Genomic DNA, 13311 nt, shown 5'->3' with positions numbered 1-13311 from the left:
TAGATAATACAGCAATTTGAAGATATTTTGCGACTTAATTTTTTAGAAAAAATCCGGTTGTATTTATGGAAGGTTTCCCTGTAATTGTCAAAACTCTTTTTGGTCTTGAATCTGTATTAGCCCAGGAAATGGAGGCTTTAGGTCTTCAGAATGTTAAAATTCTAAACCGGGCAGTCAGGTTTGAAGGAACCATGGATGACATTTACCTCAGCAATCTCAGCCTCAGAACCGCCCTGAATATACTGGTACCCATTGATGAGTTTGAAGCTTTTGACGAGCAGGAGCTGTACTATAATATTAAAATGATTCCCTGGTTTGATTACCTGGAAGTTGATCAGACTTTTTCCATCTCGGCCACCACCAGCAGTGATACCTTTAAACACTCAAAATACGTATCTTTAAAATCAAAAGATGCCATTGTCGACAAATTCCGGGACAAGTTTGACCAAAGACCATCTGTTGATACCCAAAACCCGGACATTGAGATCAACATCCATATTTATAACAACAAGGTAACGGTCTCACTTGACAGCACCGGCCCTTCGCTCGACAGACGCGGATACCGGCTTTCAAAAAATGAAGCCCCCATCAACGAAGTTCTTGCCGCTGGCATCTTGCTGACCAGCGAGGTAAAAAACCACAGTGTTATTTACGACCCGATGTGCGGTTCCGGTACATTTTCTATCGAAGCGGCGATGATTGTCACCAATACTGCTCCCGGGCTCAACAGGAGTTTTTCTTTTCAGAACTGGAGCAATTATGAACCTGAGGTGTTTGAAGCCATAAAAAATGGTCTCATTGAAAAACAAACCGCACCTACCGCTAAAATACTGGCCAGGGATACAGACCGGAAAGCTCTGGATATTACGGCAGAAAATGCAGAAAGGGCAAATATGGATGAGTTCATTTCCCTGAAACAGGAAGATTTCTTTGAGTCTGTCCCCGTGGATTCCGCCGGCATCATCATCCTTAACCCGCCTTATGGGGAAAGATTAAACCCGCAGAAAATAGAGGAGTTTTATAAATCAATCGGGGATGTCTTAAAACAAAAATACCTTGGCCATGAAATGTGGATCATCAGCTCCAACTTTAACGGTTTACGAGCTTTAGGATTGAAACCCACTTCAAAGAAGGTATTGTTTAACGGATCTCTGGAATGTAAACTCCAGAAATATGAAATGTATGAAGGCTCAAGAAGAGCCTTCAATTAAAGCATTGCTACAAAGTCATCAAAAAGATACCTCGAGTCATGAGGACCTGGGGCAGCTTCCGGGTGATATTGCACTGAGAACGCCTTTTTATCTTTCAGCCTGATGCCTTCAATGGTATTATCATTGAGGTTCATGTGCGTTATTTCGATATTGGGATGAGCTTTGGCCTCTTCAGGGTTAACCGCAAAACCATGGTTTTGAGAAGTAATCTCACACTTACCGGTAATCAGGTTTTTCACCGGATGATTCAGCCCCCTGTGGCCATTGTGCATCTTGTAAGTTGATATACCTACCGCTTCACTCAGCAACTGGTGGCCCAAACAGATACCAAACAGAGGCTTTCCGGTTTCAAGCAGGTCTTTTACCGTGTCTACTGCATATTCCATAGCACCGGGATCGCCAGGGCCGTTAGAAATGAAGTAACCGTCTGCTCCCCACGCCAGAATATCTTCCGTAGGTGTTTTGGCATTGAAAACCTTCACATAACAATCTCTTTCTACAAAATTTCTCAGGATGTTGGTCTTGCAGCCATAATCCATCACCGCCAGTTTATGCTTGGCGTTTTCATCCCCCATGAAAAACGGCTCAGGCGTACTCACCACTGACGACAACTCAAGACCATCCATAGACGGGCATTTGTCCAGTTCAGCTTTGAGTTCGTCAAGATCCAGTATTTCTGAAGAAATGATACAGTTCATTACCCCCGCATTTCTGATGTGCCTTACGATCTGGCGGGTATCAATGTCGTAGATGCCGACAATACCTGATTTTTCGAAGTATTCCTGCAGAGAGTAGTCAGCCGTCAGTCTTGAAAAGTAATGATTGGCATAAGAATTACAAATCATCCCTTTGATCTTGATGCTGTTTGATTCTTCTTCTTCCACCAGTTTTACTCCATAATTTCCAATGTGAGATGTTGTATTCACAACAATCTGTCCATAGTACGAAGGATCAGTATAGATTTCCTGATAGCCTGTCATCCCGGTATTAAAACATATTTCTCCGGCTGATGTCCCTATTTTCCCTAAAGCTTTTCCTTTAAAATAAGTGCCGTCCTGAAGCAGTAAGATCGCTTCCTTAGAAGATTGATTCATGTAGAAGATATTTTCCGAATTAAGTTTCATTATCGGAATGCAAAGTTAGCTTAATTTTATCAATTAGAAAACTAAAACCTTTCTAAAAGAGCATTTTACAAATTAATGTACTTTTTAAAACGTTAATAGTGATATAGTTATTAACAAAAGCATAACGCGAAATTATTTCCGGTCACACGACTAATCACTAGTTTTAAACTAAAATATTTCAACCATGAAAAAAATACTTCTGTCCACTGATTTTTCAGAAGGATCAGTCGCTGCCAATCACCAGGCCATAAAGCTGGCCGCTATGTGCGGATCAGACATTCTTTATTTTCACGCTTATACTCCCCCATTCCAGGATCCCAACACCCCGGTTACTGTAATGGAAGATATTTATGAGGCTGCCAGCGAACACATCAAGGCCTCGCTCAAAGAGTTGGTGGTTTCAGCCAAATCACAAGGCATCAGAAGCACCTACAACCTTGGATTCGGGGATCTTTCGACCGGCATTTCAGAACTCATTGAAGAAGAAAATGTGGACCTGGTCGTTGTCGGAAAAACAGAAGACCCCGGTTTGCTGGAGAGGATCCTGGGTTCAACGGCCACTCACCTGATCCACAAATTCAGCAAGCCCTTGCTGATCATACCGGCTCATCATGAAGGTCCTGTTTTTGATCATCTGATGTATGCCTCAAAACTCGAGTATGATGAGACGGAGATCCTTCGCCAGGTTTTCGGAATCAAAAAGCTGACGTCTTCGAAGCTGACCATCGCTAAAGTGGATGTCAGTCACGAGCCCGACATTCATCGTGACCAGGATTTTATAGATGATATTTTTGAGCAATTTGCAGAGGAAGAGTTTTCATTTGTGCATGAAAAACATACTTCCTTTGTTGAAGGCATACAGCTCCTGGCTGAGCAATCGGGGGCTACATTGATTGTGGTCGCCACCAATCACAGGAACCTCATTGAAGGCATTGTGGACCCGAGCCTTTCCAAGAAACTGGTATCGGGAAGTCATCTTCCTGTTTTGGTCTATAACTTTTAACACAAAAAAAGGAGGCACCTGCGTGTCTCCTTTCTTCAAATATTCTCAGAGAATAATTACTTGGTTTCTTCTGTCGATTCTTCGTCAGATGCTTTTGGCTCTTCCGGGGCAGCTTCTTCAGCAGCAGGAGCGGCTTCAGCAACCACTTCTTCCACCACAGTAGCTTCAGCTTCAACAACCGCAGGCTCAACTTCAGCAGCAGCAACAGCAGCCACTTCAGGAGTATCCGATTTTTTGGTTGTTTTACCTCTTCTGCTTCTTTTGGTTTTGGTAGCAGATTCTTCAGTAGCAGCAGTAAGCAATACTTCATTGAAATCAACCAGTTCGATCAATGCCACTTCAGCGTTGTCACCTTGTCTTGATCCAAGTTTGATGATTCTGGTGTAACCACCATTTCTTTCTGCAACTTTCTCAGCGATTTCGCCAAAAAGAGATTTGATAGACTCTTTATCCTGAAGATAAGAGAAGATCACCCTTCTTGAGTGAGTAGTATCCAGTTTCGCCTTTGTAATCAAAGGTTCAACATACTTTCTCAATTCTTTGGCTTTTGCAAGAGTAGTGCTGATTCTTTTTGATTTGATCAAAGAATTAGCCATGTTGCTTAACAAGGCGTCACGATGTGACTTTGTTCTACTTAAATGATTAACTTTTTTTCCGTGTCTCATTGTTTTAAAATCGTAAGTAGCGGTTAAAGACAAATCCGCAGCACATTGTCTTCACCTATTACGATGATTAAGTTATTAAATTAACTGCGATAAAAATTTAAATTCAATCCTCGTCAAGCTTGTATTTCGAAACATCCATTCCGAAATGCAATTGTTTGTCAGCGATAAGCTGCTCAAGCTCTGTTAGTGATTTCTTTCCAAAGTTTCTGAACTTCATCATGTCAGCTACCTCTAATCTCGCAAGATCACCCAAAGTGCGGATCTCTGCTGATTTAAGACAGTTATATGCTCTGACAGAAAGATCAAGATCCTGCAATGAGGTTTTCAATAGTTTTCTCATGTGAAGGAATTCTTCATCCACCATATTATCTTCATCATCTTTTTTAGAATCGAAGACCATGTTTTCGTCAGTGAATTTCAGGAAGTGTTGAATCAGGATATGTGCTGATTCCTGTAAAGCTCTTTCCGGGTGAATTGAACCGTCTGTTTTGATTTCAAGAAGTAATTTCTCGTAGTCAGTCCTTTGTTCAACCCTTGTATTTTCTACGTTAAACTTTACGTTTTTAATCGGTGTGTAGATGGAGTCGATAGAAATAAAACCAATCGGCAAATCATTGTGCTTATGGTCCTCGCTCGGAACATAACCACGGCCCTTGTCAACAATGATTTCAAATTCTATTTCCTTTTTTGAATCTAATCTTGCTATAACCAAATCAGGGTTCAAAATCTCAAAACTCTGAGTAAACTTACCAATTTCTCCGGCAGTCAGCTCAGTTTGATTTTTGATTTTAACAGTGATCTTATTATCTATATAATCCGATACTTTCTTAAATCTTACTTGCTTCAGATTCAATATTATTTCGGTTACATCATCCACAACACCTTCAATTGATGAGAACTCATGAAGAACACCAGGAAATCTCACTGCGGTAATTGCATAACCTTCTAATGAGGATAACAAAATACGACGTAGTGAATTACCGATGGTTACTCCATATCCTTTTTCAAGCGGCTTAAACTCAAAAAAACCATGGAAGTCGTCAGCTTTTTCCATGACGACTTTATCGGGCATTTGAAATGCTAAAATTGACATACTGTGCTGTATTATTTTCGTTAACGAAAGTAAAAAGGGACAATCCCTATTTATAAAAGTGATTAGCCATCCCTATCAGATAGGGATGGCGAATAAGATTACTTGTTGTACAATTCGACAACTGCCTGATCGTTGAAGTTCTCAGGAACCTGATCCCTCTCAGGGTAGTTAACAAATTGGCCAACCATATCTGTGGCAGTCCAGTCAATCCAGCTGAATTTCTTAGCTGTATTCAATGAAACGCTGGTTTTAATCGCTTCCAGGGCTTTAGACTTTTCTCTTACTCCGATACTCTGACCAGGTTTGATCAACAGTGAAGGAATGTTTGCGATATCACCGTCAACAACAATGTGATTGTGTGATACCAGCTGTCTTGCAGCTCTTCTTGTAGGGGCTATACCCATACGGTAAACTATATTATCTAATCTGGATTCACAAAGTTTGATAAGGTTTTCACCTGTCTGACCTTGTTTTACTGAAGCCAAATGAAAAATACGTGCAAATTGTCTTTCAAGCATTCCGTAAGTATATTTTACTTTCTGCTTTTCCTGCAATTGAAGTGCATATTCAGATTTCTTTCCTCTTCTGCCTTTACCATGTTGGCCCGGAGGATAATTCTTTTTTTGTAACGCTTTGCTCGGACCCATTACTGGTTCTCCAAACCTTCTTGAAATCTTTGATCTCGGACCTGTATATCTTGCCATTTTATAAAATAATTATACTTACAAAATAAATAGCCCCAATGTCCAAACTATTATTTTGCAAGTATGTAAATGAAAATTAAACTCTTCTTCTTTTAGGGGGACGACATCCATTGTGAGGAAGTGGAGTAACGTCAACAATGTTGACAACCTCGATACCTACACTCTGAATAGTTCTGATCGCAGATTCTCTTCCTGAACCCGGACCTTTAACGAAAACGTCTGCTTTACGCATTCCGGCTTCGTAAGCTACCTGACAGCAGTTTTGTGCTGATGTTTGAGCTGCGTATGGTGTATTCTTTTTAGAACCTCTGAAACCCATTTTACCGGCTGAGGCCCATGAAATTACTTGTCCAGTACTATTAGTAACTGAAATAATGATGTTATTGAATGAAGCTTTAATGTGAACTTGTCCATAAGGCTCAACAATAACTACTCTCTTTTTTGCTTTGTCTTTTCTCTTAGCTTGTGCCATTTTTTAGCAAATTATTAAAATAAAGGCAGGATAAAAATAATTATCCCCTGATCTGTAAAATTAATTACTTGGTAGCTTTCTTTTTGTTAGCTATTGTCTTACGTTTACCTTTTCTGGTTCTTGAGTTGTTCTTGGTTTTTTGTCCTCTTAAAGGTAAACCTTTTCTGTGACGCAAACCTCTGTAACAACCAATATCCATAAGGCGTTTAATACTCAACTGAATCTCAGAACGAAGGGCACCTTCAACTGGGAATTCGTTAGTAATAATGGCACGAATAGCGTTAGCTTCTTCGTCAGACCACTCACCGGCTTTCTTATCGAAAGAAATTTCGGCGTCACCTAAGATTTTTTTAGCAGAGCTACGACCTATACCGTAAATATAGGTAAGGGCGATTTCGCCTCTTTTTTTGTCCGGAATATCAACACCTGAGATCCTCATAAATATTAACCTTGTCTTTGTTTAAATTTAGGATTTTTCTTATTAATAACGTAAACTTTACCTTTACGTCTTATGACTTTGCAGTCAACACTTCTCTTTTTTACTGATGCCTTTACTTTCATGATATTTAAAATAATTATTCCCGTTTAAATGTCTTTTATTTGTATCTGTAAACGATACGTGCTTTTGACAAATCGTAGGGAGACATTTCTAGTTTAACTTTATCGCCTGGAAGAATTCTGATATAATTCATCCTCATTTTTCCTGATATATGAGCTATAACCTCATGTTTGTTCTCTAACTCTACTCTGAACATAGCATTAGACAACGCTTCTGTTATAATTCCGTCAACCTGGATACTTGTTTGTTTTGCCATTCCTATAAGACAACTAAGTTGTTTTGTTCTAAAACTTCTTCTATGAATTCAAATGTGGTTAAAATCTCATAACCTGTTTTACTCACGAGAACAGTATGTTCAAAATGTGCCGCTGCTTTCCTGTCTTCAGTCCTGATCGTCCAGTTATCGTTCTCCTGAACTACAAAACGCTTACCCAGAGTAATCATCGGCTCAATTGCAATCACCATTCCTGCCTGCAATCTCGGACCGTTTCCACGCTTTCCGAAGTTGGGTACTTCCGGAGCCTCATGTAAAAATTTACCGACTCCATGTCCCACAAGCTCCCTTACTACACCATAATTGTGACCTTCTGTCAGACTTTGTATCGCATAACTCACGTCACCTATCCTGTTGCCGGGTTTCACCTGCTTTATTCCTTCGTAAAGGGATTGCTTAGTTACTCTGAGCAGTTCCACCACTTCACTTTTAACTTCCCCTACCATGTAGGTATAAGCACTGTCAGCGTGATAACCTCCTTTGTAAACACCACAATCTATAGAAACAACATCCCCATCTTTAAGTTCCCTGCCTCCCGGAATTCCGTGTACTACCACTTCATTTACTGAAATACACAAAGTGGCCGGAAATCCATTATAGTTCTTAAAAGAAGGTTTACCACCGTTGTCGAGAATAAACTCTTCTGCTACTTTATCCAATGCTCTGGTCGTAATCCCCGGTGCGATCTTCTTCGCTACTTCAGCCTGAGCCTTTCCAAGGATAATCCCATTTTGCTTAATAACTTCAACGTCTTCAGGAGATTTCAGATATATTACTTTTTTCCCCATCTGGACTTATTGACTAATTACTGGTGACTGACGTCCTTCCAATCTGCCTGACTGCATCAAACCTTCGTATCTCTTCATCAACAGGTAACTTTCAATCTGCTGCAGTGTGTCTAATACAACACCCACAAGGATCAGCAATGAAGTACCTCCAAAGAATGAGGCAAAAATCTGAGTCATTCCGAACAAACTGGCGATTGACGGGAATATCGCAATACCGGCTAATAAAATAGCACCCGGTAATGTAATTCTGTCTAAAATATTGGCTACAAAATCTGAAGTAGGCTGACCCGGCTTAACACCCGGTATAAATCCTCCCCCACGTTTCATATCATCTGCAATCTGATTAGGATTGATTGATATCGCCGTATAGAAAAACGTAAATGCAATAATCAAAAGAACATATAACAGGTTATACTGCCATGAAGTCACATTACTGAACGTCTGAGCTATACTTTGTGCAACATCACTCTTCTCAGCAAATAAAGAGGCAACAGCTGAAGGGATAAACATCAGGGCCTGACCAAATATGATCGGCATTACACCGGAGATATTCAGTTTTAAGGGCAGATATTGTCTCTGGCCTGTTACTACTTTGTTTCCTACGATTTGTTTCGCATACTGAACAGGGATTCTTCTAACCGCCTGAGTCATGGCTACTGCAAACAAAACAACAAGGAACAAAGCAACAATCTCTAAAACAAAGAAAAGAATTTCACCATTTGATCCTCTTGACTTAGCTTCACCGATGATAGCACCAGGGAATCTTGAAACAATACCGATCATGATGATCATTGAAATTCCGTTACCAATACCTTTTTCAGTCATTCTTTCACCTAACCACATGGCCATCATAGTACCGGCTACCAGCATTAAAACACCTGAGAAGTAAAACAATCCCTGATCTATGGTGATAGCGTCAGTAGGAATGGTTGTTCTCAGATACGTAAAACCTTGCGTAGCAGTCACCGCGATAGTTAACCATCTTGTGATCTGGTTCAATTTCCTTCTGCCAGACTCGCCTTCTTTCTGCAATTTGCTGAAATAAGGAAGAGCAAGACCCAGCAACTGAATCGCGATGGAAGCCGAGATATACGGCATAATTCCCAAAGCCATGATTGAGGCATTACTAAAAGCACCACCAACCAATGTATCCAGCAAACCTAAAAGGCCATTACCACCAGTCAAATCCTGTAGTTTCGTCGGGTCAATCCCTGGTAAAACAATATACGATCCAATTCTGAAAATAATTATGATCATTATCGAAGCAAGAATTCTGTTTCTCAGCTCTTCAATTGACCAAATATTTTTAAAAGTGGTAATAAGTTTTTTCATAGTAAAATAAACTATTTAATATTCCGGCGAGGCCGTTTTATTTCTCTTGTATTGTTATAAAAACAATGAACCCGAAGAAAAGAATTCTTCGAGTTAAATGTTATGCTGAAACTTTAGCTGTATCAACTGAAGCTTTACCACCAGCTTTCTCAATTGCTTCAACAGCAGTTTTAGAGAACGCGTTGATTTTAATTTCAACAGCTGCTGTGATTTCACCTCTGCCAAGAATCTTAACCAGGTCAGTTTTAGCGATCAGACCGTTGTTGTAAAGAACAGAGATGTCTATTACATTAACACCGGTTTTGTCAACCAAAGCCTGGATTGTATCAAGGTTGATAGCTTTGTATTCAACACGGTTAATATTTTTGAAACCAAACTTAGGTACTCTTCTTTGCAATGGCATCTGACCACCTTCAAAGCCTCTCTTCTGGCTGTAACCAGATCTTGATTTCGCTCCTTTGTGACCTCTTTTAGCTGTACCACCACCGCCAGAACCCTGACCTCTACCTAATCTGGTGTTGTTTCTTACTGAACCTTCCGCAGGTTTTAAAGTTTCTAAAGTTATCATTATGATTTTATTTACGCAATCCCGTCCGGCGGGATCACTCGGTTTACCCTATTATAAATTTTCTACAGTAACTAAATGCTGTATTTTTCTAACCATACCGTCGATAGCCGGGTTAGTTTCTTTTTCTACAGACTTTCCAATCTTTCCAAGTCCGAGAGCTTTGATAGTCAACTTTTGATTGTTGGGTCTGTCAATTAAGCTTCTCACCTGAGTGATTTTAATCTTTGCCATTGAAATATATCTTTAAATGCTATAATTAGCCGTTATATACTTTATTAAGTTTAACTCTTCTTTGTATAGCCACTTCATGAGGAGCCCTCATTTTAGTAAGAGCATCAATAGTAGCTTTAACCACGTTGTGCGGGTTAGAAGATCCTTTTGATTTGGCTAATACATTGTGCACTCCGGCAGCCTCTAATACGGCACGCATCGCACCACCAGCGATAACACCGGTACCCGGAGCAGCTGGTTTTACAAATACATAACCTCCAGAGTATTTACCATGCATTTCGTGAGGTACAGTGCTGTTAATGATCGGCACGTTCACAAGATTTTTCCTGGCATCTTCAATGGCTTTAGAGATGGCGTCAGTAACTTCATTGGCTTTTCCAAGCCCGTGACCTACTGCACCTTGTCCATCACCCAATACAACTATCGCAGAGAAGCTGAAACGACGTCCACCTTTAACAACTTTGGCAACTCTATTGATGGCAACGACCTTTTCTTTAAGTTCAGATTCGTTTACTTTTAATACTTTACTCATTTTGTCTAAAATTCAAAAATTAAAATTTAAGGCCTCCTTCTCTCGCTCCCTCTGCCAAAGATTTCACATTGCCATGATACAAATATCCACTTCTATCAAAAACACAAGTTGAAATCCCTCCTTCGATAGCTTTTTTTGCTAAAGCTATTCCTACTTGTTTCGAATTATCTACACTCAGGGATTTAAGTCCAAGTTCTTTGCTTGACAAAGAAGCTAGGGTTAAACCATTAATATCATCTATTAATTGAGCATAAATACCTGTATTGCTACGAAAAACAGAAAGTCTCGGACGAGCAGAAGTTCCACTAAGTTTCCTTCTGATTCTCCATTTTACTTTTTGTCTTCTTTCAGTCTTAACGCTTGACATATCTATTTAAAATTATTAAGATTCTTTACTTATTTCTTACCTGCAGTCTTACCAGCTTTACGTCTGATAACCTCACCAACAAAACGAATACCTTTACCTTTGTACGGCTCAGATTTTCTCAGAGACTTAATCTTTGCAGAAACTAGTCCAAGTAATTGTTTATCAACAGTTTCTAAAATAACGATAGGGTTTTTACCTTTCTCCATTTTAGTTTCAACTTTGATTTCAGAAGGTACAATCAGATAAATGTTGTGAGAGTATCCTAAAGAGAAGTCGATGATATTACCATTGTTGGTGGCTTTGTAACCTACCCCTACAAGTTCAAGTTCGTTTTTGTAACCCTGACTAACCCCGATAATAAGGTTATTCAATAAAGATCTGTAAAGACCGTGTAGTGCTTTGTGTCTTTTTTGCTCTGAAGGTCTTTCTACTGTAAGTACGCCGTCTTCAAGAGTTAATTTCATGTCAGAATCAATTTTCTGACTAAGTTTACCTTTCGGCCCGTTGGCTGTTACAAGGTTACCGTCTCCGATCGTGATTGTAACGCCTGCAGGTATAGTAATTGGTTTTTTACCTATTCTTGACATTTTGAAACGTTTAAGGCTTAATTGAATAAGCGGTCAACAAAAATAAATTAATATATATAACAAAGAACTTCACCACCGATATTCAGTGTTCTGGCTTCTTTGTCAGTAACAACACCCTTAGAAGTAGAAAGGATGGCGATACCTAAACCGTTAAGAACACGCGGTAATTCATCAGCTTTAGCATATTTTCTCAAACCCGGTTTTGAAACCCTGGTTAAGTTAACGATAGCCGACTGTTTGGTGAGGGTGTTATATTTCAAGGCAATTTTGATTGACCCCTGAGCGGTTTCGTCTTCAAATTTGTAGCTCTGAATGTAGCCTTTTTCGTATAACACTTTTGTAAGTTCCTTCTTTAAATTTGAGGCAGGAATTTCAACAACTCTGTGTCTTGCTTTAATAGCATTTCTGATTCTCGTAAGAAAATCTGCTATTGGATCCGTTGTTATCATTTTTAAAATTTTTATTAATTGGATACCTTAAGCCAACATTAAGTAGTATCACGGGAGTGACTTACTTAACTGGGCTGCAAAGATAGTAATTCTAATTTAGAAAAAAAATATTTTACCAAGAAGATTTTGTAACACCTGGAATAAAACCGCTACCAGCCATTTCTCTGAAAGTAACACGGTTGATTCCGAACTTACGCATATACCCTTTAGGTCTGCCGGTAAGTTTACATCTGTTATGAAGTCTTACTGAAGATGAGTTCTTCGGAAGAGCATCAAGGCCCTGCCAGTCACCCGCAGCTTTCAAAGTAGCTCTTTTATCAGCATACTTTGCCACAAGTCTTTCTCTCTTTCTTTCTCTTGCTTTTATTGACTCTTTTGCCATTGCTTAGCGTATTTATCTAAAGTGTATTATTTTTTATTTGAAAAAGGTAAGCCCAGAGCTTTAAGCAATTCGTAGCTTTCAGCATCCGTTTTAGCCGTAGTTACGAAAGTGATGTCCATACCCTGAATTTTAGAAATCTTGTCGATTGAAATTTCAGGGAAGATGATCTGTTCAGTAACACCGAAAGTATAATTTCCTCTGCCATCAAATCCTTTGTCGCTGATCCCCTGGAAGTCTCTTACACGCGGCAGAGCCACTGAAGTAAGACGATCAAGGAATTCATACATGATCTCAGATCTAAGGGTAACCTTTGCTCCGATCGGCATGTTTTCACGAAGTTTGAAGTTTGATACCGCTTTCTTAGAAAGGGTAGCGATCGCTCTCTGACCGGTGATGGTTGAAAGTTCTTCAACACTGCTGTCAACCAGTTTTTTGTCGCCTGTTGCGGCTCCTACTCCACGGTTTACAACGATTTTAAGAAGTTTAGGAACCTGCATGATTGATTTGTAACCAAATTTCTCCTGTAGTCCTCCTACGATTTCCGATCTATATTTATCTTTTAGCCTTGCCATATGATTAAATTGTGGATTACCGACCCACGATTATAATAATTAAATAAATTTACCTGATGCTTTTGAATACCTCTGAAGTTTTCCGGCATCATTAACTTTTCTGCCAGTTCTTGTAGCTTTGCCTGTTGAGGCATCTACCACCTGAACGTTACTGATATGAATTGATCCTTCAAGCTCTTTGATTTCGCCTTGTGGATTCTGAGCGTTAGGTTTGATATGTTTCTTGATCATATTCACCCCTTCAACGATCACACGGTTTTTCTTTACGATAACCTCAGTAATCTTGCCACGTTTTCCTTTGGCGTTACCTGCAATAACTTCAACAGTATCACCTGAGCGTACGTGCAGTTTTGGTTGTTTATTAAACTTTCTTTCCATTTTTGTATAGTGTTTATAAT

Annotated in this window: 21 protein-coding genes; 2 read left to right on the top strand and 19 right to left on the bottom strand. The window is 39.5% G+C overall.

The annotated features are described in order from the left end of the window. The first annotated feature begins 65 nt into the window (after positions 1–65). Positions 66–1211 (top strand): class I SAM-dependent RNA methyltransferase, encoded by a 1146-nt coding sequence (locus GVN16_RS17115; RefSeq protein WP_166565150.1) that lies wholly within the window; start codon positions 66–68, stop codon positions 1209–1211. Here the strand turns inward: GVN16_RS17115 and carA are convergent. Continuing rightward, positions 1208–2335, bottom strand: coding sequence for a glutamine-hydrolyzing carbamoyl-phosphate synthase small subunit (gene carA, locus GVN16_RS17110; protein ID WP_409013176.1), 1128 nt, complete (start codon positions 2333–2335; stop codon positions 1208–1210). The two genes, GVN16_RS17115 and carA, sit on opposite strands and share 4 nt — an antisense overlap. A 184-nt stretch (positions 2336–2519) precedes the next feature. Here carA and GVN16_RS17105 point away from each other — a divergent pair, with 184 nt between their 5' ends. Continuing rightward, on the top strand, positions 2520–3338 hold the full coding sequence (locus GVN16_RS17105) for a universal stress protein (RefSeq protein ID WP_166565149.1): 819 nt from the start codon (positions 2520–2522) through the stop codon (positions 3336–3338). A 56-nt stretch (positions 3339–3394) separates the two neighbouring features. Here GVN16_RS17105 and rplQ read toward each other — a convergent pair whose 3' ends face one another. The 18 genes from rplQ to rplX all read right to left on the bottom strand — a co-directional run bounded on the left by rplQ (position 3395) and on the right by rplX (position 13291). Next, a complete protein-coding gene (gene rplQ / locus GVN16_RS17100; RefSeq protein ID WP_166565148.1) occupies positions 3395–4003 on the bottom strand; it encodes a 50S ribosomal protein L17 in 609 nt (202 codons plus the stop codon). 103 nt (positions 4004–4106) lie between these two features. Further along, on the bottom strand, positions 4107–5096 hold the full coding sequence (locus GVN16_RS17095) for a DNA-directed RNA polymerase subunit alpha (RefSeq protein WP_166565147.1): 990 nt from the start codon (positions 5094–5096) through the stop codon (positions 4107–4109). Positions 5097–5194: 98 nt separating this feature from the next. Further along, complete coding sequence (gene rpsD / locus GVN16_RS17090; protein ID WP_166565146.1) at positions 5195–5800, bottom strand: 30S ribosomal protein S4; 606 nt, start codon at positions 5798–5800, stop codon at positions 5195–5197. Positions 5801–5876: 76 nt separating this feature from the next. Further along, complete coding sequence (rpsK, locus tag GVN16_RS17085; protein ID WP_166565145.1) at positions 5877–6272, bottom strand: 30S ribosomal protein S11; 396 nt, start codon at positions 6270–6272, stop codon at positions 5877–5879. Between the two features lie 64 nt (positions 6273–6336). Beyond that, a complete protein-coding gene (rpsM, locus tag GVN16_RS17080) occupies positions 6337–6711 on the bottom strand; it encodes a 30S ribosomal protein S13 (protein WP_166565144.1) in 375 nt (124 codons plus the stop codon). Positions 6712–6716: 5 nt separating this feature from the next. Continuing rightward, entirely contained in the window at positions 6717–6833 is a 117-nt protein-coding gene (rpmJ, locus tag GVN16_RS17075; protein WP_096194912.1) for a 50S ribosomal protein L36, read from the bottom strand. Positions 6834–6868: 35 nt separating this feature from the next. Next, positions 6869–7087 carry a translation initiation factor IF-1 gene (infA, locus tag GVN16_RS17070; RefSeq protein WP_166565143.1) on the bottom strand — a complete coding sequence of 73 codons (219 nt, stop codon included), beginning with the start codon at positions 7085–7087 and terminating at the stop codon, positions 6869–6871. Positions 7088–7089: 2 nt separating this feature from the next. After that, a complete protein-coding gene (gene map, locus GVN16_RS17065) occupies positions 7090–7893 on the bottom strand; it encodes a type I methionyl aminopeptidase (RefSeq protein WP_166565142.1) in 804 nt (267 codons plus the stop codon). A gap of 6 nt (positions 7894–7899) precedes the next feature. Continuing rightward, positions 7900–9225 carry a preprotein translocase subunit SecY gene (gene secY / locus GVN16_RS17060; RefSeq protein ID WP_166565141.1) on the bottom strand — a complete coding sequence of 442 codons (1326 nt, stop codon included), beginning with the start codon at positions 9223–9225 and terminating at the stop codon, positions 7900–7902. A 100-nt stretch (positions 9226–9325) separates the two neighbouring features. Then, complete coding sequence (rplO, locus tag GVN16_RS17055) at positions 9326–9790, bottom strand: 50S ribosomal protein L15 (protein WP_166565401.1); 465 nt, start codon at positions 9788–9790, stop codon at positions 9326–9328. Positions 9791–9844: 54 nt separating this feature from the next. Continuing rightward, positions 9845–10024: a 50S ribosomal protein L30 gene (gene rpmD / locus GVN16_RS17050; protein WP_166565140.1), complete on the bottom strand. Its 180-nt coding sequence runs from the start codon at positions 10022–10024 to the stop codon at positions 9845–9847. A gap of 25 nt (positions 10025–10049) precedes the next feature. After that, entirely contained in the window at positions 10050–10556 is a 507-nt protein-coding gene (gene rpsE, locus GVN16_RS17045) for a 30S ribosomal protein S5 (RefSeq protein ID WP_166565139.1), read from the bottom strand. Between the two features lie 19 nt (positions 10557–10575). Next, positions 10576–10923, bottom strand: a complete 348-nt coding sequence (gene rplR, locus GVN16_RS17040) for a 50S ribosomal protein L18 (RefSeq protein WP_166565138.1) — start codon at positions 10921–10923, stop codon at positions 10576–10578. A 29-nt stretch (positions 10924–10952) separates the two neighbouring features. Next, positions 10953–11510 carry a 50S ribosomal protein L6 gene (rplF, locus tag GVN16_RS17035; RefSeq protein WP_166565137.1) on the bottom strand — a complete coding sequence of 186 codons (558 nt, stop codon included), beginning with the start codon at positions 11508–11510 and terminating at the stop codon, positions 10953–10955. 47 nt (positions 11511–11557) lie between these two features. Continuing rightward, on the bottom strand, positions 11558–11959 hold the full coding sequence (rpsH, locus tag GVN16_RS17030) for a 30S ribosomal protein S8 (protein WP_205748897.1): 402 nt from the start codon (positions 11957–11959) through the stop codon (positions 11558–11560). A 112-nt stretch (positions 11960–12071) separates the two neighbouring features. Further along, complete coding sequence (gene rpsN, locus GVN16_RS17025; RefSeq protein ID WP_166565136.1) at positions 12072–12341, bottom strand: 30S ribosomal protein S14; 270 nt, start codon at positions 12339–12341, stop codon at positions 12072–12074. A gap of 26 nt (positions 12342–12367) precedes the next feature. Next, entirely contained in the window at positions 12368–12913 is a 546-nt protein-coding gene (gene rplE, locus GVN16_RS17020) for a 50S ribosomal protein L5 (protein ID WP_166565135.1), read from the bottom strand. 39 nt (positions 12914–12952) lie between these two features. Then, positions 12953–13291, bottom strand: coding sequence for a 50S ribosomal protein L24 (gene rplX, locus GVN16_RS17015; RefSeq protein ID WP_166565134.1), 339 nt, complete (start codon positions 13289–13291; stop codon positions 12953–12955). Positions 13292–13311: the final 20 nt, after the last annotated feature.

This window comes from Emticicia sp. CRIBPO (assembly GCF_009905725.1).
Taxonomy (GTDB): Bacteria; Bacteroidota; Bacteroidia; order Cytophagales; family Spirosomataceae; genus Leadbetterella.
Note: the sequence above shows the minus strand (reverse complement) of the source record. Positions and strands in the feature narration are given on the sequence as shown.